This window comes from Aquimarina intermedia, from assembly GCF_008124785.1.
Lineage (GTDB): Bacteria > Bacteroidota > Bacteroidia > Flavobacteriales > Flavobacteriaceae > Aquimarina > Aquimarina intermedia.
This window is the reverse complement of the sequence record NZ_VNHU01000002.1, coordinates 417596-443224: the sequence shown is the minus strand read 5'-3', so window position 1 is coordinate 443224 and position 25629 is coordinate 417596. Positions and strand designations below refer to the sequence as shown.

Below are 25629 nucleotides of genomic sequence, written 5' to 3'. Positions count from 1 at the left end.
TTTTTTAATTCACAATCCAGAAGTAGGAATTGTGAGGAGTTTAACATCGGTCACTAGTTAACCTTTATAACATCGTCTTTGGTCAATGCAAAAACCTCATCGGTTTCTTCAGGATTGAGGACATAAAGCCCTGTAAATTCACCAAAGGCAGGAAGAATCATTTGATCTGCCGTTTTAAAATAACAAGGGAGTTTGAGTACTTGCCGACCCAACCCTTGCAATTTGACACCGGGATGTATATGACCACATAAGTTGAAGAAACCCTCCCGTGTTTCGGGATGGTGCGTCAACAAAAAATTACCAATGGCCCATTCATCACTGATGTGAATCTGTAAGGTTTCGTACTTAAGTGGCGAAATGATATCGTGATTTCCAGCGATTAGTATAATCTTACGATTGCTATGTTTTGCTACCCAACCTTCAAATAAATGCCATTCATTATTCAGGCTGCTATGAAATAAATCCCCCATAAAAGTAATTACTGCGGGATCAAACTGTTTAATAATAGCATCGAGACGATCAAAATTCTTCTGGATAGCTTTTTGAGGCACAGCACTCCCATGCTTTCTGAAATGGGAAACTTTACCCAAATGCACATCCGCAATAAGTAACATATCGGTTTCATGCCAATATAATCCGCCACAAGGATGAAAGCTAAAGGTGTTATTTAAAATTTTATGGGAATCTGGCATTATAAAAATTAATGGGGAAATTTAGATGGATCTTGTCTGGTATCCCAAACTAAGTGAATGATAATTTCTGAAGGAGTAATTTGATAAAATATTTTATAATGTTTAATAATTCGTACGTGTATAGCAGGAATATTTGTCGCCCTTCCCAAGTAAGGGAATTCTACTAATTGTTTAACGAGAATATTGATCTCTTTATTAAGTTTACGGCTGTACGTCTTGGATTGATTCCTGCGCACATAGAAAGCCAAAATCTCGTAAAAAATGGAGATCGCTTTTGATGTCCAGACTACTTTTCTAGCCATGCATCATTATCTTTAAAGACTTGATCATTATCCACTACATTTCCCGCTTTGTACGCTGAAACACTGTCTGACACTAATTGATTTTCAAAATCAGATAAAGTATAGGGTGTTTCTCCTGCAGAATTAGACAAAATCTTTTTGAGCATGGTCAAGGTCTGCTCATCTTGCAGACTTAGAACACGCTTAATAATATCATTTTGAAGTTCAGAAATATTCATCAATACACTTTTTACAAAGATACAAATTGAAAAGTTACTTTTTCAGCAGGATTGCAGTCATCTTTTTGATACGATCCGCCAGTTTTTCACTGGATAATTTTTCGCGTAAGCGATCTGTAATAATCGGAAAGGAAAAAGGAGTCGCTTTCTTGCACGCTTTCCAAACAATATCTTGTGATTGTATACGCTCCATAGCCAGATGCAGGCGACCTTCTTCTAACTGATGTTCAAAAGTTTCTACAAAAGCTTGCTGAAACAACATATTATCAGCTTCATAATCTCTGAAGACATCAAACAATAATTGAGAATTGGATTGTAAATGTTTCATTTTGATCATTTTATTGGGATAGCCCGTAAACACCAAGCCGGCAATCACAGCGATATCTCTAAATTTACGTCGTGCCATTTCCGTTGCGTTGAGACTTTTTTGCAGATCTTGCTTTAAATATTCTGAAGAGAACAGGTTGTTATCAATCACCTCCTGCATATCCACCGGTTGGTCTGATAGTAACTCGAATCCATAGTCGTTGAATGCGATAGAAAAAGTAACCGGAAACAGTAAGCTTATACGATACGCGAGGAGACTTCCCATGGCTTCGTGAACAAAACGTCCCTCAAAAGGATAAAAAATATGATGATAGCCCTCTCTGGTTTTAAAGGTTTCACTCAAAAATTGTCCCGGTCCGGGGATGATACTTTCTCTACGTTGTCTTTCAAATACTGGCGCCAACGCTTTGAGCTCTTTGGACAAGGGGAGGGTTTCACCCGCTGCTTCTGAACTCACGCGATATAATTCCTCACGTAACAATTCACTCATTTGTGCCGAAAAGGTCATACGCCCCCCCGACCAACTGGGGACACGATTTGTTTTTTTGGTTGAATTGCGAACATGCACTTGCATATTTTTAATGCGAATGAACTCAAGATTACGCCCGGCGAAGGTAAAAACATCTCCGCGCGTGAGCTTAGAGATAAAAAACTCTTCTATCGTACCAATATAGCCACCGGTCTGATATTTGACAGTCAGCGCTGCATCACCAACAATAGTGCCTATCTGCAAACGATGCCGCATGGCTACGCCACGGTTATTCACTTTAAATTTTCCGTCCTCCTCCACTTCGACACGCTTATATTCATCATACGTTTGTAAGGACTGACTCCCCAGTGTTATAAAATTGAGTACCCATCCCCACTGATCCTCCGTGAGCATCTGGAAACAGAACGTTTGGCGGACTTCTTCAAAAATTTCTTTAGGATAAAAGCCATCAGAAACGGCCAGTGTAACCAAATACTGAATCAGTACATCAAAACTGTTAAGATGTGGAATACGATCTTCGACGGCGTTTTGTTTAACGGCTTTTTGTAAAGCAGAAGCCTCAATTAGTTCAATAGCATGGGTTGGTAAAAAATAGATCAAACTAACTTTACCCGGTTGGTGGCCACTACGTCCTGCCCGTTGTAAAAAACGAGCGACCCCTTTGGGACCTCCAATTTGAACAATGGTTTCTACCGGTGCAAAGTCTACGCCCAAATCAAGACTGGAGGTACAGACGACGGCTTTAAGTGTTTCATTACGTATCGCGGACTCTACCCAGAGTCGTGTTTCTTTATTGATACTCCCATGGTGCATCGCCATCTCTCCGGCAAACTCCGGATATTTTTCTAAAATTCTCTGAAACCAGATTTCGCATTGACTTCGCGTATTCGTAAAGAGTAGGGTGGTGCGACTATTCTTAATAATCGGGATCACATCATCCAGCAAATGAATTCCCAGATGCCCTCGCCAGGGAAAGGTTTCCATTTCTTTGGGAATGATACTTTTTACAACAATTTTCTTTTTTAAATTTGCGCGGATAAGCACAGAATTCTCCAAAGCAGGTGTATTATAACCTAGCAATACTTCTTTAGCCTGTTCGAGATTACCAATGGTGGCCGAAATCCCCCAAATTCTCATGGTTGAGGTAATTGCTTTTAGCCGGGATAAAGCTAATTCTATTTGAACCCCTCTTTTGGTTCCTAGAAGTTCATGCCATTCGTCAATAATAATCGCTGAGCAATCTTTAAAAGTTTTATCATACCCTTTGGAGGCTAGCAAAAGTTGTAAACTTTCTGGAGTTGTAATCAATAAATCGGGCATCTTTCGTTTTTGTGCAGCCCGTTCTTTTTGGGAGGTGTCTCCGGAGCGGATACCTACGGTGAGTTGTGTGCCTAAATCTTGAGCTACACGTTCTGCCGCTTGTTTGATTTCTTGAGAAAGTGCCCGCAGCGGCGTGATCCAAATAGCTTTAAGGCCTTTGGGATGGTTTTTTTTATAGTCTGGATTATTTTTGATGTAGTTAAGAACAACAGGAAACCAGAGTGCATAAGTTTTACCACTGCCGGTGGGTGCGTTTAATAATCCATGTTTACCACTCAAAAAAGCGTTCCAGCTTTGTTTTTGAAAGGGAAAAGGTTCCCATCCCTGATCAGAAAACCAAGTTTCTGCAATAGTAAGGAGTTCTTTACGATTCATATAATCAATTCTTTAAGATCCTCCAAACTATTGGCTTCTTCGATTTTCTTATCCTGTCGCCACCTTAGAATTCGAGGAAATCGGGTAGCTACACCACTTTTATGTCGTTTTGATAATGCAATTCCTTCAAATGCGATTTCGAATACGAGTTGCGGAGTAACACTGCGCACCGGACCAAAGCGTTCTATGGTATTGGATTTTATAAAACGATCTACCTTCCTGAATTCTGCATCTGTAAGACCTGAATAGGCTTTGGCAAACGTTACCAACTCTGTTTTGTCTTCATTCCAAAGACCAAAGGTGTAGTCGGTGAACAGGTTGGATCGACGACCATGGCCACGCATAGCGTAGGTAAGTACCGCATCAATGGTTAGTGGATCCACCTTCCATTTCCACCAATCCCCTTTTTTTCGGCCAACTAAATAAGGAGAATCTTTTCGTTTTAGCATTAAACCTTCAGATTTTACCTCTCGAGAGCGTTCGCGTTCTGAGGCTGCCGCTTCCCATGAGTCAAAAGATATCGTTTGTGATAAATGTAGAGGAATAGCACTATTCTCAGACTCGATTATTTTCACTTTTTTATACAATGATTCTAAGATAGTTCTACGCGCTTCAAACGACTGTTGTCTGATATCCTTCCCCTCCCATTCCAATATATCGTAGGCCTTTAGAATTACCGGAGTTTTTGCCAAAAGTGCTTTGGATACTGTCTTTCTGCCAATTCGTGTCTGTAAATCATTAAAAGTTCCTATGTTCCCTTCCGGAAACGGTAATATTTCGCCATCCAATACGGTGCCATCAGGAATCACCCCTACAAAGGATTCAAATTCCGGATATTTATCAGTTACTAATTCTTCACCGCGACTCCAAACAAAGAGTTCCCCATTCCTAATAATCACCTGAGAGCGGATACCGTCCCATTTATGCTCTCCATACCAATCGGAAATTGGCCCAAGGTTTTTTGCTTTATCTTCAACAGCATAAGCAAGGTAAAACGGGTACGGTTTAGAAAGGAAATCGGCATCTTTTTCTTCTAAAATTAAATCATGATAGCTAATAGTATTGGGATCCCAGCTTCCCATCAATTTGTACGCCAGGATATCCTCGTCTATGGCAGTTGCTTGCGATAGTGCTCGTGTCATCAGTTTCTGACTTACGCCAATTCTAAAGCTGCCGGTAATGAGTTTTGTAAAGACAAAGCGTTCGTAATAATTTAGGTTTGTCCAGTTATCAAAAAGATATTCCTTCTTTTCTTCTTCGCTTTTCTTTTTTAGCGCTAAAATTTCTTCAAGAAACTGTGTAAGACTTTTTTCTGAGGTTTGTGTGGAGGGCGGAATCACCAGTGCAATGGTCTCGGCCAAGTCGCCAACAATATGATAGGATTCTTCAAATAACCACAGCGGAATGTTGGCTAATTCTGAGGCCCAAGCTCGCAACAAGGTAGTGTTTACCGGTCTGGGTGGACGACGATGCGATAGAATAGCTATAGTCCAAACTTTATCTTGATCAGAAGCTTTTTTAAAGTAATTAGCTAAAGCGGCTACTTTTAAAGTTGTTTTGTTCGTACTATCGAGCGTTTTGATTAGATCGGCAAAGTTTTTCATACGGCAGCTTCGGTTTCAGATTTGCTCTCCATTTCAGCCAATTCGCCTTCGTATTGTGTTTTTTCTGTTCGAGCGTCATATCCGATAGTTCTTAAATATCGCGAGAATATATCTGTATACCCATGCGTGGTAATTACTTTGGTAGCTCCCGTAGCTTCTATAGCAGTTAACAGACTATGCCAATCACAATGATCGGATAATACAAAACCTTTGTCAATGGCACGTCTTCTGCGAGCTCCGCGAAAAGCCATCCAGCCACTCGCTGATGCAGTGACATAAGGAACCATTTTTCGAATCCACGTACTCCCATGGGCACTTGGTGGCGCTAAAACGATATTTCCTAAGAGTTCTTCTTTTTTAGTTTCACGGGTTATACGGGTCGTTACAGGAAAATCAATCATGGGTCGAATCACTTCAGTCATGTTTTCTATCGCCCCGTGGGTATATATTTTACCAATTGACGGATCTAGGTATTTTAATAGCCGCTGAGCCTTCCCAAGTGAATAGCCAAAAAGGATGGAGGTTTTACCTTCGGCTTGGTTTTGTAACCACCAGGTATTGATGTTATGCATAACTTCATCTTGGGGCGTCCACTTAAATGCAGGAAGTCCAAATGTGCATTCGGTGATAAAGGTATGACACCTTATCGGTTCAAAAGGAACTGCAATACCATCATCTTCAGTTTTATAATCTCCGGTAAAAACCCAAACTTCTCCCTGATGCTCAACCCGTATTTGCGAGCTTCCGATAATATGACCCGCCGGATGTAGGCTGAATTTTACATTGTTAATCATAAAAGGCTCGTTAAAAGCTCTTCCGCTTACATTGATATCACCAAGTCTGTGCTTTATGATGGGCACGTTGGTGTGGTGGGTAATATATTTTTTATGACCCCAGCGACTGTGGTCTGCATGACCATGAGAAATAATTGCATGATCCACGGGTTTCCAGGGATCCAAATAGACCTTTGCAGCATCACAATAGATGCCTTTTTCGGTAAATTGAAGTAAGGGTTTTTTCATAGGAACACCTTAGTGTTGATTGAATATTGAAAATACTGAATGTGTAAGGGTTAGAGAAAGTGTTTAGCAAAAGATTAACCTGAAAAAGAGATTTTTAAACAACTTTAATACTTCTTTATATGTTGTTGAATTCAGGGCAGCCTCAAGCTGTAACATGAGGTTGTAATGGCGCTAAGTTTATATATTCATTCTAGTTCGTATAAAAACAAAATAATTAAATTTTAAAAGGTGGGTAGTTTACTTATATTTGCGGAAAATTAAACAACTACTACAATGTCTATATCTGATTTATTTGATAGCGGATTTCAGAAAAGAAATCAGGATCATTTTGCTTCTATCGTAAGAGTCGCCATGAGCGATAATGTAATAACTGATGATGAAAAAGCCTTTTTGGATAGATTAGCTAGAAATCTGGACATTTCTGAAAATGATTATCGTGAAATATTAAAAGATTATGCGAAGCACCCTATTAATCCACCATCAAGTTATGATGTGCGTTTAGAGCGTTTATATGATTTAGCGCGTATGGTATATGCTGATCATATCAAAGGTGAAAATCAGGTAGTATTGTTAGAGAAATTATGTGTTGGACTTGGTTTTAAGTCAGATAATGTAAAGTATGTTGTAGATAAGGCTCTTAGTCTGGTAGAACAGGGAGTTGACAACGATACCTTTACCGAAGAAATTAAAACAATGAATCGTTAATACGATTACGGTATATAAAATTTATAATGATAAGCTGCCTATTGGGCGGCTTTTTTTGCGATCTGTTTTGTGATTTTATAGAGTAGATCTTGTTGTTCAAAAGGTTTCGTGATAAAATCATCCATCCCGGCTTTAAGACAACGTTCCCGTTCGCCCTCTTTAGAATTAGCAGTAAACCCAATGATTGGAACTTCTGCAATTACTTTGTCTCCATATTTAGTGCGTATCTGTTTGGTTATTTTATAACCGTCTATGGTAGGCAATTGTAGATCCATCAAAATAAGATCATAGGCTCTTTTTTCGACAAAATTAATAGCCATTTCTCCATTCATCGCTACATCCACAAAAAAATCACCCTCTTTGATAAGTAATTTCATTACCAGATACTGTGTGGATTCTTCGTCTTCTACCACTAATATTCTAAATTTTTTATCTCGTTTAGGTAATGTGTAAGTTTTTTTCTTGCGCTCCGGACTTTTTGAACCGATCTCAATGCCAAATGGTAATTTGAGTGAAAATATAGAACCTTTGTCTACTTCACTGGTCACTTTTATATCACCTTGTAATAGATCAATTAGATTTTTTACAATGGCTAACCCCAAACCGGTACCCGCAATTTTTTTATCTTGATTAAACCGTGAGAAACGGTCAAAAACAGCATCTAAATTCTCCGGAATGATACCTAAACCTGTATCTTCAATCTTAAAACTTATACTAGTTTTATTACCTCGTTGATAATTTTTAGAAGCGGTCAAGGTCACTTTTCCAGTTTCTGTAAATTTAAAAGCATTGTTGAGCAGGTTGTTTAAAATTTGATAGACTCTGGTAGTATCGCCAATTACATAGTCAGCTATTGAATCCTCATAAGTCATTGTAAAGGCAAGACCTTTGTTCTCAGCTACTTTATTATAGGTCTTTTCAAATCCTTTTAGCAATTCTTTTATAGAAAAACGTTCTTCGGTTACTCGAAGCTTGCCTGATTCAATGTTCGAAATATCGATCATGTCATCAATCAATGCATTGAGGTGAAGGCTTTCTCGTTTAATAATTCGAGCTAATTCTTCTTGCTCAAAATCCAATTTGGTTTTCTCTAATATTTCGACAAAACCCAGAATAGCGGTAAGAGGTGTTCTGATTTCGTGATTAATATTTGCAATGAAGCTATTTTTAAACTCTTCTTTTTCTAAAAGATACTTATTTCTCAATTCCAGTGCGCGCGCTAGTAGAATAGATTCATTTTTTTGTTGTGCTACCGTATGCAGTTCGCTGTATTTTTGAGTATAATCAAAAATCAGAACTTCAATACCATACGAAGATATAGTTAAGGTAACATCACAGATTCTTTCTATATCGTCATCGTTTAAGTGGATACACGCAAAATTATGATCTACAGAGGTCTTTGTATTCTTGTGCTCGTCAATTAGACTGGGTATAATTTCAAAAAAAGGATGCATTTCAAAAAGCGACATACCTTTTTTGAGTTTGAACAGTGCACCTTCAGTAAAGGTAATTGTCCCGTCATACTGTATAGAAATATGCTGTGTTTTTTGATGAAAAGGTCTAGCTTCTTCCTGTGATTTCATATGTTAAGACGTTAGTTCGTTAGCAAGATCTAAGAAAAATTCATGAACATTCTTATTTGTTTTGGCACTTGTAAAGCAATCAACATTAATATTTAATGCTTTGAGTTGATCTTTTGCTGTCTTTTCTTTGATCAGGTCAATTTTGTTACCGATTACTTTGATCAATACCTTAGAATGGATGTTAGTCAGGTACGCTAAATCTTCGTTTATATTTTTGTATGTCTCTTCTCTAGTGCTATCAAAAACATAAATAAAAGCATGAGAGCCTAATAAATAAGATTTGCGGGTATCTTCGATATCTGTATGACCTTCGGTATCCCAAATAATCATAGAAAGCTCTTTTCCATTAGGCAATTCGACCACTTTTTTCTTAATCTGGACTCCCAATGTTACTTTATAGTCTTCTGAGAAAGCATTGTCAATAAACCGTCGAAATAACGAGGTTTTACCTACTCCGAAATGCCCTAGGAGCACTACTTTTTTAGACGATGTCATCTGCAAAATGTTTTTTTAGTTTTTTGGTAAAGAGTGTACTGTCTTCTAAATCTTTTCTGGAGATGTGATGTTGTGCGAAATCCAGTATTTGATCTTCGAGAATTTCTTTGAACATCATACTATATGAGCCGGCAATTACAGCTGCTATATAGTAAGAGTAGAAATTTTGGATATGAATGGTGTGAAGTTCGTATTCTATCATTTCCAGGTTTTGATCACCTCCCTGAAAAGCATCTTCAACGAAACTTTTGATTGCGGTAAGCATACCGGCAATCATTTCTTTGTCTATTGTTCCCTGTGATAACGGACTGTATTCTGCTATTAGTAAACCAGATTCCTTTTCAATAACAAACATCTGTATGAGTTTGGGCTTACCGTAATCAGAAATCGCCATATCTCCGGATTTGACTCCGCTAGCTTTTGCTTTCGTATTTCGGAGCCATTTTTTAAATGAAAATGCGCTTTTGGTTCTGTTGCTAATATTCTCGCTCAGTAATTTCATTTCGTGAGCAATATATTTCTTAATCATTTTTCCGATAATAGGAAAAAGGGCATCCACCACGGCGTCTTGTGAATTTTTTATTTCTTCCTTAAGCGCTTCGGTTATGGTTGGCCCCAGAGTTTTTGGAATTTCTTTTACAAATTCTTCCAACTTATCATCTATGATTGGATCTACTTTGTTAGAAAGTTCGTTTTTTTTGTGGACAATCGTATTGAGCTCCTCTACTTTTTTGGCTATAGACTGAGCAAACTCATTCTCCTCTGTGAGAAGAAGTTTTTTTAAGAGTATTAATTTATCCTGCTCGTCCATATTAGCGGATAAAGTTATATTATTTTTGATTAATTTTCTCTCCCATAGCAATCAACAAATCACCAAGTGTTTTTTTATCCACTTTTTTGGACTCCAAAGTAGCTATATTGTCGGCGAGTGTATCTTCGAGATCTGTAATTCTGATATTGACATCAGTACTCAAGTTATCAATAGCCTGTAGTAGCTCTTTGCGAGTATCCTGAACTAGATCCTCTAACTCTTTCCTTTTAGTAAGTATGTCTTTTTTTACTGCATCAAACTCAGAGTCATAAGCTACAATATTCTCCCCGAAGATGAGATTTTTTATAGCTTCAATTTTTGAAGTCGCAGCATCAGTTTCATTCTGGGGAGATTCGATAGCTTTATTTTCTTTAGCCATGTGTGATGGTTTTTAGGTTTTTCAATACGCTTCTTGTAAAATTAGCTATAAAATTTTAAAAACAAGGCGTGAATAGATAAACACTTGTATAATTACTAGATGCTTTTGAAAATAAGTTGCAATCCATATAAAAAAGTAAAGCTCAATTTACTTTTTCATAAAGGACTCTACTTTGTCTACCATATTTTTACTTCCACAAACAAAAGGAGTACGTTCATGAAGTTCGGTTGGCTTAATGTCCATAATACGTCTTACACCATCACTTGCTTTACCACCTGCTTGCTCAGCAATAAACGCCATCGGATTACATTCGTATAAGAGTCTGAGTTTTCCTTTAGGCGATTTAGAGGTGCTCGGGTACATATAAATACCTCCTTTAATCATATTGCGATGAATATCACTCACAAGCGAACCTATATAACGCGAAGTGTAAGGACGATCATCCTTTTCTTCCTGACAATATTTGATGTAATCTTTTATTCCTTGTGGAAAATGCACATAATTACCCTCATTAACCGAATAAATTTGTCCGTCTTCAGGAAATCTCATATTGGGATGAGATAGATAATATGTTCCAAGTGCCGGGTTTAAGGTGAATCCATTGACACCGTGACCGGTAGTGTAGACAAGCATTGTCGAAGTACCATAAATGATGTACCCTGCTGCTACCTGTAAATTTCCGGGTTGCAAGAAATCTTCTAATGTTACAGGCGTTCCTGTAGGTGTAATTCTCCTGTACACCGAAAAAATAGTACCTACTGATACATTGACGTCAATATTGGAGCTTCCATCAAGTGGATCCATAAGCACCACATAATTATTACGGTGATCATTTTTTTGACCCTTAATAGTAATAAAATCATCGTTTTCTTCAGAAGCAATACCACAAACAATCTCTCGGTTAGTTAGGGTGTTGATAAATGTTTCATTTGCCAGCACATCTAGTTTTTGTTGATCCTCTCCCTGTACATTAGTCTCTCCGATCGCCCCGGTAATATCAACTAATCCAGCCTTGTTCACTTCGTGATTTACCATTTTTGCGGCCAGTCGAATGGAGTTTATGAGTCGAGATAGTTCACCACTTGCATAGGGAAAATCATTTTGGTTTTCAATTATAAATTCTCCTAGCGTTTGATTGTTTCTGGACATGGTTGTGTTGCTTTTTGGCAAAAGTATTATTTTTTGACTAACTACAACGTTTTCGAAATCTAAATTAAACACTAAATTTTTAATCTGCTATGTTTTATAACATCAGGTGGATCAAAGCGCTTATAATTACCCAAGTTTTTATAGCTTTGAAAAAATTTAGACTATGGATTTTACAATTCGCAATGCAACTCCAGAAGATATGGGTCAAGTTTTGGAACTAATTCGTGAATTAGCTGCATTTGAAAAAGAACCGAATGCTGTAGAGATCGATGAAAAAGAATTAGTAGCTGAAGGATTTGGAGAGCATCCGCTTTTTCAATGTATTGTAGCTGAAGTGAAGGGCGAAATTGTGGGAACAGCCATCTTTTATTACAGGTTTTCTACTTGGCAAGGGCGCTCAATTCATCTTGAGGATCTTATTGTAACTTCGTCAATGCGAGGCACTGGCATAGGTAGCGCATTGTATACCGAAGTGATGCGATTTGCTGATTTTAAGGGCGTACGCAGAGTAGAGTGGGTAGTATTGGACTGGAACAAAACGGCTATCGATTTTTACAAAAAAAGTGGTGCTGTATTGCTCAAAGATTGGTACTTAGCTCAAATGGATAAAAAAGGCTTGCAGGCGTTTGTGTCTAAAAAATTTGCAGATTAAATTCTAGGTATGAAAGTCTTCAAGTTTGGCGGAGCATCGACCAAAGATGCAGAAGGGGTAAAGAATGTGGTAAAAGTATTAGCAATGTTTAATGGCGAACCTTTGGTTATAGTCATTTCTGCTATGGGAAAGACTACCAATGCGATCGAGTTGATTCTGAAAGCATATCTGGACCATGATAAGGTACTTGCAACCCTGATTCATGATCTCAAAAGATATCATATTGGCATTATTGACGATCTTTTTGAGCAAAATGGAAATTCAGTAATAGCGGGAATTGAAAGTTTATTTGAAGATATGCAGATGACACTTTCCAGGAATAAATCAACACAGTATGATTTTATCTACGATCAAATTATTGGATATGGAGAGTTGCTTTCTTCAACTATTCTAAGCGCATATTTGAACTATAGCGGTTATACGAACAAATGGATTGATGCGAGAGAACTCATCAAGACTGATTCGGTGTATCGGGATGCAGGAGTGCAATGGCAAGAAACGCAGGATAAGATTAATACCCTATTGACACCAGACACCTGTTATCTGACGCAAGGGTTTATAGCATCTGACGCCAACAATTTTACTACGACACTCGGCAGAGAAGGCAGTGATTATACGGCAAGTATTCTGGCATACTGTCTTGGTGCAGATAATGTAACCATTTGGAAAGATGTACCAGGAGTACTTAATGCAGACCCCAGAGTGTTTGAAACGACTCGGCTACTTTCTCATATATCCTATGAAGAGGCTATAGAATTAGCTTTTTATGGCGCTTCTGTAATTCATCCCAAAACACTGCAACCATTACAGCGCAAAGAGATTCCGTTATATGTCAAATCATTTCTCAAACCAAACGGGAGCGGAACTACGGTCAAAAAAGGAGCGCCGCTAGACCCTATGGTTCCCTGTTATATTGTAAAGAAAAATCAAATCTTATTATCCTTATCCGCTAGAGATTTCAGTTTTATTGTTGAAGATAATATAAGTGAACTTTTTAATCTTTTGCACACCCATCAGCTTAAAGTGGACTTGATTCAGAACTCTGCAATAAGTTTTTCGGTATGTTTGGATAATAAATTTAATTCTTTTGAAGTTTTACTTCAGCAATTGCAAGCAAAATTTAAGGTGAGCTACCAAAAAGAGGTAGCATTATACACTATTCGACATTTTGATCAAGATGCGATTACTCGATTAGAACAAAATAAGGATATTTTACTAAAACAATTGACAAAGGAAACCTATCAAATGGTTGCTAAACAGTAGGTAAGGCAATAGAATGATTTCCCTATATTTGTCCTTTGCAGAAAAAAGTATTAATGGCGATAATCACCTCAAAAGAAGTAGCCAAAGGGCTTCAATTGGATAAACTGGGTTTTATCGGGACGTTTATAGGATGGATTATCCTAAAAGTTACTCGGTTATCCAAAGTAAACAGACAATATGCTGCTATAAGTCATCTCAAAGGAGAAGCTTTTTTGAAAGCTGTTTTAAAATTATACAATGTTACATACGACATCCCGGAAGAAGACTTAAAAAGAATACCAAAGGATGGGGCGTTTATTACGTTGTCAAATCATCCACTTGGAGGATTGGATGGAATTCTTTTGCTCAAGTTAATGTTAGAGCATCGATCTGACTATAGAATAATTGCTAATTTTTTACTTCATAATTTTATTCCCCTTAAGCGATATATCATGCCTGTAAATCCATTTGAGGATCGAAAAGAGGCAAAGTCAAGTTATTCCGGTTTAAGAGATGCCATTTTGCATGTAAAATCAGGACAGCCATTAGGTATTTTCCCCGCTGGGGAAGTGTCAACACATAAAGACGGAAGAAGTATTGTAGATCGGCCATGGGAACCCGCAGTGATGAAATTGGTTCAAAAAGCTAAAGTTCCAGTTGTTCCTGTATATTTTCATGCACGTAATAGCCGTTTGTTTTATAAACTATCCGCGATTCATGGAACTTTGAGAACGGCAAAATTACCTAGTGAACTTTTCTCACAGGAAAAAAGAGTTATTAAAGTTAGAATTGGTCATGCTATCTCGGTAAATGACCAAAACGAATATCCTGAGTTAGAAGATTTGACCAATTTTTTGCGTAAAAAAACGTATATGTTGGCAAATCCCTACCAGAAAAAAACGCTCAGAGAATCAATTCCCCAAAACCTGAAACTACCACGATTGCCCAAAGAAATAGCAGGACAAGGAGAAACTGAAAAAATTGAATCTGAATTACAATATTGTCGTGATAATGACAAACGATTGCTAATCAGTAAAAATTACGAAGTGTTCTTGGCTCAAAAGGAGTTTATTCCGGCTGTTTTACACGAGATTGGGCGTTTACGCGAAATTACTTTTAGAGCAATAGGTGAAGGGACTAACGAATCAATTGACCTGGATCCGTTTGATGAGTATTACCATCATATGTTTTTGTGGGATAATAAAGAGCAAAAAATTGCAGGAGCGTATCGTATGGGTATGGGATCTGATATTTTTGCAAGCTATGGAATAGATGGTTTTTATCTACAAAAACTGTTTCGTTTTGAACCGGAGCTTTATAAAATGATGAGTCAGTCTATTGAGATGGGTAGAGCTTTTATTATCAAGGAATACCAGTTGCGACCTATGCCACTGTTCTTGCTATGGAAAGGAATTGTTCATTGTACTTTGCGTTTTCCTGAGCACAAGTATTTGATAGGAGGCGTAAGTATCAGTAATAAGTTCAGTAACTTTTCAAAATCTCTGATGATTGAGTTTATGAAATCGCATTATTATGATCCCTATGTTGCACAATATGTGCGTCCTAAAAAAGAATTTAAGGTAAAACTAAAGGATGCAGATAAGGACTTTGTTTTTGATGAAAGTAGAAGTGACTTAAATAAGTTTGATAAAATTATCGACGAAGTTGAGCCGGGAAGCCTTCGTATTCCTGTATTGATAAAAAAATATATTAAGCAAAATGCAAAAGTAGTTGCTTTTAATGTAGATCCTTTGTTCAACAATGCAGTAGATGGTTTGATGTATATACGCATCGCCGATTTACCTGAAAGTACTGTTAAGCCTGTTATGGAAGAATTTCAGGAAGAACTCGAAGAAAAATACTTCAAAAATGGAGATAAATAGGAGGTGTTCAAATAAATGAGCATTTTTAATGAAATCTTTGCACTATGCTTTAATCTCATTTCTAGCTTTTACAAAAGCTTCATGAATTTCATTGTCGTTTCCTTGAGCTTTGAATAGATCAAAAAACTTATGATGCAGATGGGCAACCTTTCCTGATACAAAGAACAGTATTCTTTAGAATATTTAAAAGTGGTGAGAATATTATCAAAAGATTTATTTAGATACTCTTCGTGATGATGCAACGTTTACCGTGAGCTACCTATAGTATCTTTTTTTACCATAGCGGCAGCCTTAGGTTTACCCCACCAGTTTTGACACCGGCGCTATGAACAACAGTTGTTTCCGCAGCAAATGTCTCAAATAGCCCTCAGTTACCTAGCCTCTACAGGAGTTACCTGCACGATACACTAAAGTATTTTTGTTGTGTGAATTAATTCAGTGAATTTTTGAGCTTCTACGTTCCATTAAAATATTATCCTTCCAACTCCCTTGATATTTGGGGATTTTTTCCGAATTCCGATCACTCTAAAACCGGCGCTCGCGTGTAGATGCTGACTAGCCTTATTTTCTGGAAATATGCTTGCCTGTAAACTCCAGATACCGTGTGACTCACTGACAGAAATGAGGTGATTCAATAAAGAACGACCAACCCTTCGATTTTGTGCTTGTGCACCCACATATACACTGACTTCTGCAACCCCTTTATAAACCGCGCGTTTTGATTTTGGAGATAAGGCAATCCACCCCCATATTTGCTCATTGTGTATTGCTTTAAAACGACAGAAAGACAAATGATTTTGATCCCATTGCTTCCAAGTCGGAATTTCAGTTTCAAAAGTAGCTATCCCGGTCCGGATTCCTTCTTTATATATTTTAGAAATATCTTGCCAGTCGTTTTGATCAAAAGGTTGTATCAAGAAGTTCATCATGATATGGGAATTAACAACAACCTGACTCCGGAGAACATGCAGCTTCAGGAATAGTATTTTCTATGATACCACACGCTTCTTTAGCTTTGCAATCAGTTGGAACCGTGGAGAGTTTCAGAAGCAGTTGTTTCTCCTTCACCTCAAAAGAATTTACGTATAATTGTGTTGCATGAAATCTGGCATTTCCATACTCAATTTTGAGTTCCGCCTCTAGGATGTATGGTTTAATAGTTCCAACTTTTTTTAGAATGCCCAATGCTTTGAAGGCGGTCATATAATCAGGTTTTCCTAATTCTGAAGGACTTTCCCAAAGTTGTACGACGGTTTCTGTCCAGGCATCAGTTCCTGCTCCACAATCAACAGAATCAACCATAACATGCTTTACCTCTGTAATGTGATAATTAGTTCCCACCAGCGTCCCTTCGGTGTATTCGAATAAAAGTTCTTTTTCCTGATGTTCAGCTAATAAGCTTAAAAAATCTGAAGTGTTCATAATACTATAATTTAAATAATTAACAACAGTTCGTTTTGGTAGTGATAAAAAAGGAATTAAGTCTTAATTGAATGTCATTCCAAACTTCAAGGTTGATACAATAGCACATTTTTTTTCCTTCGATTTCACCTTGGAGTAGCCCCAGACTTTTCAACTCTTTGAGATGCTGAGATACTGTGGCCTGAGCGAGACCAATTTCTTCGACAATATCATTACAGATACAGGCATTTTGAGTACTTATATATTGTAATATGGCAATACGTGCAGGGTGGCCTAAGACTTTAAAAAGTTGAGCAAGCTCGTTTTGCTCCTTATCGAAAATTTGTGATTTTGTAACTCCCATTTGTTTATCATCTTAATATCGCAATATTACGATATTAATTTGAAATAAAAAAACCGAAGTATTTTATTTCGGTTTTTTTATGTTTAGAACCAGGGTTTACGGCCTATCTGATACGTTTGATAAAACTCTTCGTCAGATTTTGTAAGATAGATTATACCTTCAATTAAGCCAATAATACCTCCAATACCGCATAAAAAGGATAATAGTATTTGAATTATACCTTCTTTGGTGTACCCGAGAAGAAATTTATGGACGCCTGTCCATCCAAGTACTATCGCTAGGATTCCTGCTATTAGTTTTTTATTCTCCTCAGAGCCAAATGTATTTTTTGCTTCGTTCGAAAATTCATTCGCAGCTCTTTTAGCACTTTCGAATACCTCTTTTGCGCCTTTTTCGATATCATCTCCAAAGTTTTTTTTGTCGTCAGTCATGGTGTGTATAATTAGATTATTTAAAGGTAGGAAATTTTAAAGAATAAATAAACTTCAGAAAATCATACGATTTTTTAAAAGTTAACATGATGTTAATTTTTTATATATTTGAGAGGTCTAATCTTAACCATTAACTTTATGAATTGGTATTTAAAAGTAATTAAAGAAAATTTCGCAAATTTTGAAGGAAGAGCCCGCAGAACAGAATATTGGATGTTTTGCTTATTTAACTGTCTTATTGTTTTTGGTTTGGCAATACTGGCAGGGGTTTTTGCAGCTATGGATATACAGGCATTATCCCTTTTGTTTATGGGTTGCTATATGGTATATGCTTTGCTGGCTTTAATTCCGTCGCTAGCTGTAACCGTAAGACGCTTACATGACACCGGAAAAAGCGGATGGATGCTGTTAATAGGTTTGATTCCTTTTATCGGGTCTATTTGGTTGTTAGTACTTTATGCTACTGAAGGAGATCAGGGAGACAATCAGTATGGTCCTGATCCTAAAAGTTTACCGGATCCGGCGTAATTTTTTTAAAAAAATATAAAAGGACTGTTCGTGCAATCGAACAGTCTTTTTTTATTTAAAAGCACTGTCAACAGGCTCCCAGAGTTCTATTTTATTGCCTTCAGGATCGAGTATCCAACCAAATTTCCCGTAGTCATATTCTTCAATTTTACCAACCACCATTACCCCCTCTTTTTTTAAGGTTTCCAGAAGCTCGACCAAATTTTCAACTCTAAAATTCATCATGAATTCTTTCTGACTTGGTTCGAAATAAGAAGTGTCTTTATCGAAAGGACTCCAATTTGTTGAACAATCGTTACCCTTATCGTCTTTCCACCAAAAGGAGGCTCCATATTCATCTACAGGTAACCCTAAGTGTTTACCATACCATGCTTTGGTTGCTTTTGGATCTTTGGTTTTAAAAAAGAAACCGCCTATACCTGTGACTCGTTTTTTCATAGCTGTTTATTGTAAATGATTATTTCTTTTTTATAGCTTTTTCATACAATGAAATCCATTCGCTTGGAGTAATTTTTGAACATAACTCTTGTATTAGATCGTATGGAATGGTTTCCGGTTTTTTGAAGCGAACACAACTTTTACCCATGTCCAGTTTAGTTTTTACATGCTTTGGATATTCTTTTATAAACCAATCGTGTAAAATTGGATCTGCATACATAGCATTATGATATAATGCAATAAAGTTTTTTTGTGAAGCAATATTGATAAAAGGAAGCGGTAATTCGGTATTGCAATGATATCCGTCCGGATAGATTGAATGAGGGACTACAAATCCAATCATATTATAACTCATGACTTCTTCAAAACCGATAGGAAGTGCATCCTTTATAGTTTGTCTTAATTTTTGCATGGGTGCTTGACGTTCTTTTGGTAAGAGATCAATATACGCTTCAGGAGAATCTGATTTATATTTCATATCAATCGAGAGTTATCATGAATATAGTTACTTACGGTAAACTGTTAGACAGTAGTTCGATTTCTTTCCTCATGTTTTCTTTTGCTTGTGTTTCATACATAGAAAAGAAAGGTTCCATTTTATACAGTCGAGGCATATTGGCAAGCTCATTTAATACTTTGACACGTCCTTTATTGTACACACTATTGGGATATATATTATATTCCTTCCGTACGTTTTTACGATACGTATCATAGCGTTCCCAAGGTTGCCCTAAAATAGAGAGGTCGGCATCGGTAAAATAATTAACATCACTCGTTTCGGACACATAGTGTCCTTTGGTAGCCAAAATCATTGCTCTACAGGCTTTAATATCTTTGTTTGCGACGTCGAGCTCTGTCATAACTTTAACGGCTTCCCGGGCACTTTTTCCTTCGTTATTGGTGATAAGCACACTATATACATAATCATGGTAGAATAATGAAAACAAAACCACATCCCAATTGTTTATTTTGTCTTTTACTAATAGCAACTGACTGTTAATTTGTTCTAAGTGACGAATATTGTGATAATAACGCAATTTTGAATTATATTTTTTTGCAATATTTTCCCATAAAGCCGTGTTCGCTTTCCTGTTAGAGCGATACTTTGAAACTAATTGTATAAAAATTTCTTCTAACAAAATGATGCCTTTATTTTATTGACGATGGTTAGTGAAAGTTTTTCTTTGGATTCGACGGTCCAGCCCGCTATATGAGGGCTTAAGATAACATTTTTTAATTGTAATAATTCATTCAGCGCGGTGGGCATTTTCTTTGATTCGGTAAAGAGTGTCTCAAAGGATAATTTTTCATATTCCAGAACATCGAGGCCTGCGCCTAAGATTTTGCCCGATTTAAGGGCTGCCACAAGATCTTTGGTTACTACGCTTTTGCCTCGTGCGGTGTTGATCAACCAAAAAGGTTTTTTGAATTTTGAAATAAACTGAGAATTAATCATCTTATCTGTTAGTGGTGTCCAGGGCGTATGGAGGCTAAGTACATCAGTTTTTGCAAATAATTCCTCAAGCTCCACTTGCGTAGCATTACTGTCCTCGATATCATCCTTAATGTCATAACAAATTACTTCGACATCAAAGCCTCTAAGTTTTCTGGCAAAAGCCCGTCCCATATTACCATATCCGATAATAGCCACAGTTTTGCCGTCAAGTTCGATTCCGCGATTTTTTTCACGATTCCATTGCCCCTGTCTAATTTCCTGATCTGCTCCTAAAAATTTATTAAATAGAGACAGGATCATTCCTAGCGTATGTTCGCCTACTGCATTCCGGTTGCCCTCGGGGGCCGAAAAAAGTTTGACTCCTTTAGTTTTTGCATACGCCACGTCAATACTCTCCAGACCGGCACCTACACGCGCTATAAATTTTAGATTCGTTGCCTTATCTAAAAAACTGGCGTCAATATCAAATCGACTGCGTATCACAATACCGTCATAGTTTGCTATTATATGTTCGATCTCTGTTTTTGATGCGGTATACTCTTCATCATTTTGAAAACCCAACTCGTTGAGCTGAGTAATGAGCAAAGGGTGATTGCTATCCAGGTGCAGTATTTTCATGTTTTAATGCGTGTTTGTATTTCAAAAATACGGAATAAAACATCATAATGAGTATGTAAAAGAATTGCCTATGGTTACTTCATTAATGGTGTATATCACTTAATTCCCTTAGGACAGATTTCATTTTTTCTGAGGAGATAGAAAGAAAGGCTTTAGCTTTTTTGGCCTCTTCTTTGGCTACTGGCATATATTTGAGGCTCCATCTGGCATTTTCTAAAAGAATTGGTAGCAAATCTATGCCTTTAGGAGTAAGCAAGTAGATTATTTTTTGCTTATGATCCGGATCTTTTTTCTTGTGGATAATGCCTTCTTTTTCTAAGAATTTGAGCCTGCTAGCTAAGATGTTGGAGGCTATTTTTTCTTCGGACTGCAAAAACTCTCTGAAATAACGTTTTCCTTCAATGAGCATATCTCTAATAATTAAAAGCGTCCACTTATCTCCAAAAATACTGAGAGCCAAATATTGAGGACATTGGAATTTTGACATTTGCATAGTGTTCAAAATATTTTTTTGCAAAATACTAGATGTTTATGTAATTTACAACTGGTTTAATTATAAAATCGGTTTTATTATGAAAACAATACAGCATTATACATGCTCTGTACCGTTGCGTTCACATAGAAAAAAAGTATTTAAGTCCCTTACGAAAAATATTGAGGATTGGTGGGGTACGTGTGATACCAATCCCGATGAGGAAGGTAAAGTCTTTAAAGTGTCATTTGGCACGGATTCGTTTTGGAGTTTTAAAGTTGTAGAGTTGATCCCTTTTGAACAGATAACTTGGCAATGTGTGGATTCGCAGCAGGATCACCATGTGGAAGGCATGGATGAGGAATGGATGGGTACGATGCTGTATTGGACCATCGGTAATAACGGTAATAAGGTTCATCTCACACTGGAGCATGAGGGGTTAACTCCCGATGGAGTTTGCTATGACATATGTTCCAGAGGATGGGACTTTTACATTATGGATAGCTTAAAAAGATATCTTGAGACAGGACAGGGAGAGCCGTATGTTAAGTAGTTTGAGTTATTGTTTCAAATATACGCTCTAAACCGTCGCAGAAAATTACTTCCATACTTCTAGGATGATAAATAAAATTTCATAGAAAATTTATAAGTATCACAAGGATATATTCTTTAGGCTAAGGTATTAGTTTGTTTATATATCCACGTAGTTGGTAACAGTGCGCTCAGTTTGTAATTCGCCGGTATGCTTTGTGCTGGCTTTTTCAAAAAGTAATACGCGCACCTCTTCATTGTTTTTTGTTGTAGGGCAATGTTCCACTCCTTTTGGCACCACGATAATCTCTCCCGGCTGCACCTCGACAGTCTTATCTCTGAATTGCATGATCAATGTGCCACTGATTACATGAAAAAGCTCATCCTCATTCTCATGAGTGTGCCAAACAAAATCTCCGCATAGTCTAGCCAAAAAAACATGATTATCATCTACAGTGGCGATACGATGCGGATGCCATTGCTGTGAAAATTTCGAAAATTTCTCATTAATATTAATTACTTGCATAGTGCTGGGTTTTTTAGAATAAGTTGCTTATTTCTTCTGTGATTCTCGTTGGACGTAGATTTTTGGTTTGCAATAAGCACCAGTTAGTTTTGGCTGTTACTACTAGTTGATTTGTTTCAACATTAATTATTTCTGTTCTTCGTTCACTTTTGGCGCCTTGATGATGGTCAATCCAGGTTTTTAGTTTTAGGCGTTGCTCTGCAAATGCAGGTGCGTGGTATTCTATATAATGATTCATGACCACCCAGACAAAGTGTTCTCTCATACTAAGGTCTGTTTTATGTTGCCAATGTTGTTGAGCGACATCTTGTATCCATCGCAAATAGACCACGTTGTTAACGTGATTCATATCATCTATTGCAGAGGTAGGTACAATAATTTCAATTTCAAATGGTTGTGTCATGTAGTGTGCAATTTTTTCTTTAAATTTAACTAATTAACCTTAAATAATATCACACATGAAAACTAATTTTTTAAGTATCAAAGGAGCAAAAGTATTATCCAGAGAAGGTCAACGATTTATTACCGGGGGTGCCGGAGTAGACCTTTCTAAATGTGGTTGTTCTTGCGATGGATCAGTGACGGGCCCTGCTTATTGTAGTCAATACATCGGTTGCCCTCAGGTGTATACATGTTAGATAATGGTAGTTTACACAGTTAGTTAACTAATTTAGAAGAACCGGATTGTTTGATTATTAAATTAATGAATAATTCGGTTTTTTCGTTTTTCGGACAGGGATTGAAACGACAGCTTTTACAGACTTTTTTGGGAGGTCTGGTAAACTATAGTGTAAAGCCCGGTGCTTGCAGTCCGCCTAAAATCCTAACATCATTTTTGCAATATAGAAGAAAAGAAAAATACCAAAAATATCGTTGCTGGTTGTGATAAAAGGTCCTGTTGCGATCGCCGGATCTATGCCTCGTTTATCCAAAATTATAGGCACAAAGGTACCTACCAGCGCGGCTACAATGATGACACTCATAAGGGCTAAGGCAATGGTAATGCTAAACGTAAACTCTTGTCCCATTATGAGGCCGAAAATTATAATAATTGCTGCCAATGCAAGGCCGTTGATCAAACTCAAGCCTATTTCTTTTAAAAGCCGTTGGAGTATGCTTCCTTTGACATTATTATTAGCTAGACCTTGTACAATGATAGCTGATGATTGTACCCCAACATTACCAGCCATGGCGGCAATTAGTGGTGTATAGAAAAATAACGTTCTATAGGCAGGATTTACCATAATTTCTTCAAAACTTTCCATGATAAAAACACTGCCTAATCCACCAAGCAGCCCTAAGATTAACCAAGGTAACCTTGCACGAGTGAGTTGCCAGATGCTGTCATCAGCTTCTACATCTTGCGAGATACCTGCAGCCATTTGATAATCTTTTTCGGCTTCTTCTTTAATATAGTCTACAATATCGTCAATAGTAATTCTACCTACGAGTACACCATTATTATCAATTACAGGAATTGCTTCTAAATCATATTTTTGCATGATTCGGGCAACTTCGTCCCCTTCAGTATCTACAGTTACATAGTCTACTTTAGGAATATAAACTTCGCTGATATGTGTTTTGGTGGAGGCTGTTAGTAAATCTTTTAAGGATAGCCTACCCTTTAGTTTTCCTTCTTTATCGATAACATAGATCGAATGCACCCTTGTGACGTTTTCTGCCTGTCGTCGCATCTCACGAACACAACCTGCTACGGTCCAGGTTTCTTTGACACGTACCAATTCCTTTGCCATAAGTCCCCCCGCAGTATCCTCTCCGTAGGCCAAAAGCTCTACGATATTATCTGCGTGTTGGTTGTCCTCAATTTGGGCAATAACATTCTCTACACGATCCTCTGGTAACTCCGAGATAATATCGGCAGCATCATCGGTATCCATTTCTTCTAATTCCTCGGCAATTTCTTTGGCAGAAAGTTTATCAAGAATACGTTCGCGCACGTCTTCTTCGAGCTCCATCAACGTTTCTGATGTTTTTTCACTATCTAATAATTTAATCAGATAGGTTGCTTCGTAGAGATTTAACTCGTCTACAATCTCTGCAAGATCGGCAAAGTGAATTTCGTCAAGCAAATGCTTTAATTGGGCGTCATTTTTTTCTTCTATAAGAAGTTCGACGTTATCAATAAGCTCTTGCGTAATCTGAAATTGCATAGACGTGTGTTTGAGTGGTGAATTAAAATGCACACAAAGATAATCAAAGTAATGATTAAGGTTTTAAGATTGTGTTAAACCCTTGTGCTGTGCCTTAAAATCATTTTTAGAATGAAAAATTAAACAGACAATTTAGCTAGTTTTTTTGATGTTTCTCTACCGCTTGTGTCAAGGTTATAAACTCCGAAACTTCCAATTGCTCAGGTCGTTTTGAGAATAAAGACTCAGTAGTATCAATTTGTTCCGGAAGAATACTTTTTAGGCTGTTCCTTAGTGTTTTACGACGCTGATTAAACGCTGTTTTTACAACGGTATATAGCAATTTTTCATCACAAGGTAGTGTAAAATCATCCTTACGTCGCAAGCGCAGCACACCACTGTCTACTTTTGGGGGAGGATTAAAAACGGTAGGAGGTACCGTAAATAAATATTCTGCATCATAAAAGGCTTGCGTGAGCACAGATAGAATTCCGTAGGTTTTACTGCCGGGACCGGCACAAATTCGCTGTGCAACTTCCTTTTGGAACATGCCTGTAAACTCAGGAATACGTTCTTTATTAGCAAGAGTTCTAAACACAATTTGGCTTGAGATATTATACGGGAAGTTTCCGGTAATTGCGAATTCTTCTCCTGAAAAAAGTAAGTCCAAATCATATTTGAGAAAATCTGCTTCAATAACCTGAAAGGAATTTTTACCCGAAATGTATTTGGCAAACTCTAAAGCAAATGAGGTATTGAGGTACTCAACAGATTCTGTGTCCAGATCCATGACAATTATATGCATGTCTTTTTGCAATAAATACTTTGTAAGCACTCCCATGCCCGGCCCAATTTCGATACAATTAGTGTATCCCGAAAGGGTAAGGGTGTTTCCAATGGCTTCAGCGATCTCCTCATCTTCTAAAAAGTGTTGCCCTAGATGCTTTTTGGCAGTTACGGCTGTTTTTGAAGAAGATCTTTTTTCGGTTTTAGTAAATTTTCTATTCTTATTAGAAGCTTGTTTTTTGCTCATACGTCGTTCAACTGGGGCGCTAACCTTATGGTTTGGTTTGCTGATTAATGATTTCTAGCTCCGTTCTGAAGGCCACCATTTTTCCGGCAAAACGATTTGTTGTAGCTCGCAAGCGTTCGGCATCTTCGGTATAGTAGCGCTGTAAAGCGTCTTTATCTACCGTAGTATATTGAACTGAGTAAGTAATGCCTCCCATATCTTCTTCGACCAACACTTTGGTCATTAAAGCATTCTGAAATTTTCCGGTAGCCAACATTTCAGGAATGTGCGTATCCTGCATCCAAGCTAACCAGGCTTCTTGTATGGATTCTTCAATATTTATAGTAACATTATAAATGTGCATTATTTGTATTTTAGAAACATTTGAAGTAAAACTTGACGAATTGAGGCAAAGATACATAAATTCTCTGCGTTCGCGACGGGTTAACCTGG

At 37.4% G+C, this 25629-nt stretch carries 32 protein-coding genes; 7 read left to right on the top strand and 25 right to left on the bottom strand.

The features are described 5' to 3' along the window. Window positions 1-53: 53 nt before the first annotated feature. From pdeM to BD809_RS04610, 6 genes are read right to left on the bottom strand one after another with little or no spacing between them, the layout of a single operon-like run. Window positions 54-692 carry a ligase-associated DNA damage response endonuclease PdeM gene (gene pdeM, locus BD809_RS04635; protein ID WP_148781773.1) on the bottom strand — a complete coding sequence of 213 codons (639 nt, stop codon included), beginning with the start codon at window positions 690-692 and terminating at the stop codon, window positions 54-56. Window positions 693-700: 8 nt separating this feature from the next. Continuing rightward, the gene (locus BD809_RS04630; protein WP_148781772.1) at window positions 701-994 is read right to left on the bottom strand and encodes a type II toxin-antitoxin system RelE/ParE family toxin; all 294 of its coding nucleotides are present in this window, start codon (window positions 992-994) and stop codon (window positions 701-703) included. Next, the gene (locus BD809_RS04625; RefSeq protein WP_148781771.1) at window positions 979-1212 is read right to left on the bottom strand and encodes a hypothetical protein; all 234 of its coding nucleotides are present in this window, start codon (window positions 1210-1212) and stop codon (window positions 979-981) included. The genes BD809_RS04630 and BD809_RS04625 overlap by 16 nt, the downstream gene beginning before the upstream one ends. A gap of 34 nt (window positions 1213-1246) precedes the next feature. Beyond that, window positions 1247-3724: a ligase-associated DNA damage response DEXH box helicase gene (locus BD809_RS04620; protein ID WP_148781770.1), complete on the bottom strand. Its 2478-nt coding sequence runs from the start codon at window positions 3722-3724 to the stop codon at window positions 1247-1249. Continuing rightward, window positions 3721-5328, bottom strand: a complete 1608-nt coding sequence (locus BD809_RS04615; RefSeq protein WP_148781769.1) for an ATP-dependent DNA ligase — start codon at window positions 5326-5328, stop codon at window positions 3721-3723. Before BD809_RS04615 ends, BD809_RS04620 begins: the two co-directional genes overlap by 4 nt. Beyond that, window positions 5325-6350 (bottom strand): ligase-associated DNA damage response exonuclease, encoded by a 1026-nt coding sequence (locus tag BD809_RS04610; RefSeq protein WP_148781768.1) that lies wholly within the window; start codon window positions 6348-6350, stop codon window positions 5325-5327. The genes BD809_RS04615 and BD809_RS04610 overlap by 4 nt, the downstream gene beginning before the upstream one ends. 273 nt (window positions 6351-6623) lie before the next feature. On the opposite strand from BD809_RS04610, the gene BD809_RS04605 reads away from it, so the two are divergent. Continuing rightward, the gene (locus BD809_RS04605; protein WP_148781767.1) at window positions 6624-7055 is read left to right on the top strand and encodes a tellurite resistance TerB family protein; all 432 of its coding nucleotides are present in this window, start codon (window positions 6624-6626) and stop codon (window positions 7053-7055) included. A 38-nt stretch (window positions 7056-7093) separates the two neighbouring features. Here the strand turns inward: BD809_RS04605 and BD809_RS04600 are convergent, their stop codons facing one another. The 5 genes from BD809_RS04600 to fbp all read right to left on the bottom strand — a co-directional run bounded on the left by BD809_RS04600 (window position 7094) and on the right by fbp (window position 11472). After that, window positions 7094-8638: a response regulator gene (locus tag BD809_RS04600; RefSeq protein ID WP_148781766.1), complete on the bottom strand. Its 1545-nt coding sequence runs from the start codon at window positions 8636-8638 to the stop codon at window positions 7094-7096. A gap of 3 nt (window positions 8639-8641) precedes the next feature. After that, window positions 8642-9133 (bottom strand): Rab family GTPase, encoded by a 492-nt coding sequence (locus BD809_RS04595; protein WP_148781765.1) that lies wholly within the window; start codon window positions 9131-9133, stop codon window positions 8642-8644. Next, window positions 9120-9944: a cell envelope biogenesis protein OmpA gene (locus BD809_RS04590; RefSeq protein ID WP_148781764.1), complete on the bottom strand. Its 825-nt coding sequence runs from the start codon at window positions 9942-9944 to the stop codon at window positions 9120-9122. Before BD809_RS04590 ends, BD809_RS04595 begins: the two co-directional genes overlap by 14 nt. A gap of 19 nt (window positions 9945-9963) precedes the next feature. Further along, on the bottom strand, window positions 9964-10323 hold the full coding sequence (locus tag BD809_RS04585; protein ID WP_148781763.1) for a fructose 1,6-bisphosphatase: 360 nt from the start codon (window positions 10321-10323) through the stop codon (window positions 9964-9966). A gap of 147 nt (window positions 10324-10470) precedes the next feature. Further along, window positions 10471-11472 carry a class 1 fructose-bisphosphatase gene (gene fbp / locus BD809_RS04580; protein ID WP_148781762.1) on the bottom strand — a complete coding sequence of 334 codons (1002 nt, stop codon included), beginning with the start codon at window positions 11470-11472 and terminating at the stop codon, window positions 10471-10473. 163 nt (window positions 11473-11635) lie between these two features. Between fbp and BD809_RS04575 the strand changes: the two genes are divergently transcribed. From BD809_RS04575 to BD809_RS04565, 3 genes are read left to right on the top strand one after another with little or no spacing between them, the layout of a single operon-like run. Beyond that, window positions 11636-12124, top strand: coding sequence for a GNAT family N-acetyltransferase (locus BD809_RS04575; protein ID WP_148781761.1), 489 nt, complete (start codon window positions 11636-11638; stop codon window positions 12122-12124). Window positions 12125-12133: 9 nt separating this feature from the next. Next, complete coding sequence (locus BD809_RS04570; protein WP_148781760.1) at window positions 12134-13387, top strand: aspartate kinase; 1254 nt, start codon at window positions 12134-12136, stop codon at window positions 13385-13387. Window positions 13388-13440: 53 nt separating this feature from the next. Further along, complete coding sequence (locus BD809_RS04565; RefSeq protein ID WP_148781759.1) at window positions 13441-15249, top strand: GNAT family N-acyltransferase; 1809 nt, start codon at window positions 13441-13443, stop codon at window positions 15247-15249. Between the two features lie 464 nt (window positions 15250-15713). Here the strand turns inward: BD809_RS04565 and BD809_RS04560 are convergent, their stop codons facing one another. From BD809_RS04560 to BD809_RS04545, 4 genes are all read right to left on the bottom strand, one after another. Then, window positions 15714-16178, bottom strand: a complete 465-nt coding sequence (locus BD809_RS04560) for a GNAT family N-acetyltransferase (RefSeq protein ID WP_317130850.1) — start codon at window positions 16176-16178, stop codon at window positions 15714-15716. A gap of 10 nt (window positions 16179-16188) precedes the next feature. Beyond that, on the bottom strand, window positions 16189-16671 hold the full coding sequence (locus BD809_RS04555) for a DUF6428 family protein (RefSeq protein ID WP_148781758.1): 483 nt from the start codon (window positions 16669-16671) through the stop codon (window positions 16189-16191). Between the two features lie 19 nt (window positions 16672-16690). Continuing rightward, complete coding sequence (locus BD809_RS04550) at window positions 16691-17014, bottom strand: ArsR/SmtB family transcription factor (RefSeq protein ID WP_148781757.1); 324 nt, start codon at window positions 17012-17014, stop codon at window positions 16691-16693. Between the two features lie 83 nt (window positions 17015-17097). After that, complete coding sequence (locus BD809_RS04545; protein WP_148781756.1) at window positions 17098-17445, bottom strand: TM2 domain-containing protein; 348 nt, start codon at window positions 17443-17445, stop codon at window positions 17098-17100. A 138-nt stretch (window positions 17446-17583) separates the two neighbouring features. Here BD809_RS04545 and BD809_RS04540 point away from each other — a divergent pair, with 138 nt between their 5' ends. Beyond that, window positions 17584-17973 carry a DUF805 domain-containing protein gene (locus tag BD809_RS04540; protein WP_148781755.1) on the top strand — a complete coding sequence of 130 codons (390 nt, stop codon included), beginning with the start codon at window positions 17584-17586 and terminating at the stop codon, window positions 17971-17973. Between the two features lie 51 nt (window positions 17974-18024). Here the strand turns inward: BD809_RS04540 and BD809_RS04535 are convergent, their stop codons facing one another. From BD809_RS04535 to BD809_RS04515, 5 genes are all read right to left on the bottom strand, one after another. Then, the gene (locus BD809_RS04535) at window positions 18025-18411 is read right to left on the bottom strand and encodes a VOC family protein (protein ID WP_148781754.1); all 387 of its coding nucleotides are present in this window, start codon (window positions 18409-18411) and stop codon (window positions 18025-18027) included. A gap of 19 nt (window positions 18412-18430) precedes the next feature. Beyond that, entirely contained in the window at window positions 18431-18889 is a 459-nt protein-coding gene (locus BD809_RS04530) for a DUF1801 domain-containing protein (protein ID WP_148781753.1), read from the bottom strand. Between the two features lie 31 nt (window positions 18890-18920). Then, window positions 18921-19550, bottom strand: coding sequence for an HD domain-containing protein (locus BD809_RS04525; RefSeq protein ID WP_148781752.1), 630 nt, complete (start codon window positions 19548-19550; stop codon window positions 18921-18923). Next, window positions 19544-20485: a 2-hydroxyacid dehydrogenase gene (locus BD809_RS04520; RefSeq protein WP_148781751.1), complete on the bottom strand. Its 942-nt coding sequence runs from the start codon at window positions 20483-20485 to the stop codon at window positions 19544-19546. Before BD809_RS04520 ends, BD809_RS04525 begins: the two co-directional genes overlap by 7 nt. Window positions 20486-20567: 82 nt before the next feature. Further along, window positions 20568-20972 (bottom strand): winged helix-turn-helix transcriptional regulator, encoded by a 405-nt coding sequence (locus BD809_RS04515; RefSeq protein ID WP_148781750.1) that lies wholly within the window; start codon window positions 20970-20972, stop codon window positions 20568-20570. Between the two features lie 85 nt (window positions 20973-21057). Between BD809_RS04515 and BD809_RS04510 the strand changes: the two genes are divergently transcribed. After that, window positions 21058-21510, top strand: coding sequence for an SRPBCC family protein (locus BD809_RS04510; RefSeq protein ID WP_148781749.1), 453 nt, complete (start codon window positions 21058-21060; stop codon window positions 21508-21510). Window positions 21511-21648: 138 nt separating this feature from the next. On the opposite strand, the gene BD809_RS04505 is transcribed toward BD809_RS04510, so the two are convergent. Both BD809_RS04505 and BD809_RS04500 read right to left on the bottom strand, forming a co-directional pair. Beyond that, complete coding sequence (locus BD809_RS04505; protein WP_148781748.1) at window positions 21649-22014, bottom strand: cupin domain-containing protein; 366 nt, start codon at window positions 22012-22014, stop codon at window positions 21649-21651. Between the two features lie 13 nt (window positions 22015-22027). Continuing rightward, on the bottom strand, window positions 22028-22417 hold the full coding sequence (locus BD809_RS04500) for an acyl-CoA thioesterase (protein ID WP_148781747.1): 390 nt from the start codon (window positions 22415-22417) through the stop codon (window positions 22028-22030). 55 nt (window positions 22418-22472) lie between these two features. On the opposite strand from BD809_RS04500, the gene BD809_RS04495 reads away from it, so the two are divergent. Next, entirely contained in the window at window positions 22473-22652 is a 180-nt protein-coding gene (locus BD809_RS04495; RefSeq protein ID WP_148781746.1) for a hypothetical protein, read from the top strand. A gap of 177 nt (window positions 22653-22829) precedes the next feature. On the opposite strand, the gene mgtE is transcribed toward BD809_RS04495, so the two are convergent. From mgtE to BD809_RS04480, 3 genes are all read right to left on the bottom strand, one after another. Beyond that, the gene (gene mgtE / locus BD809_RS04490; protein WP_148781745.1) at window positions 22830-24185 is read right to left on the bottom strand and encodes a magnesium transporter; all 1356 of its coding nucleotides are present in this window, start codon (window positions 24183-24185) and stop codon (window positions 22830-22832) included. Between the two features lie 136 nt (window positions 24186-24321). After that, window positions 24322-25197, bottom strand: a complete 876-nt coding sequence (gene rsmA, locus BD809_RS04485) for a 16S rRNA (adenine(1518)-N(6)/adenine(1519)-N(6))-dimethyltransferase RsmA (protein WP_148781744.1) — start codon at window positions 25195-25197, stop codon at window positions 24322-24324. 25 nt (window positions 25198-25222) lie between these two features. Further along, window positions 25223-25540 (bottom strand): DUF4286 family protein, encoded by a 318-nt coding sequence (locus tag BD809_RS04480; protein WP_148781743.1) that lies wholly within the window; start codon window positions 25538-25540, stop codon window positions 25223-25225. Window positions 25541-25629 lie beyond the last annotated feature (89 nt).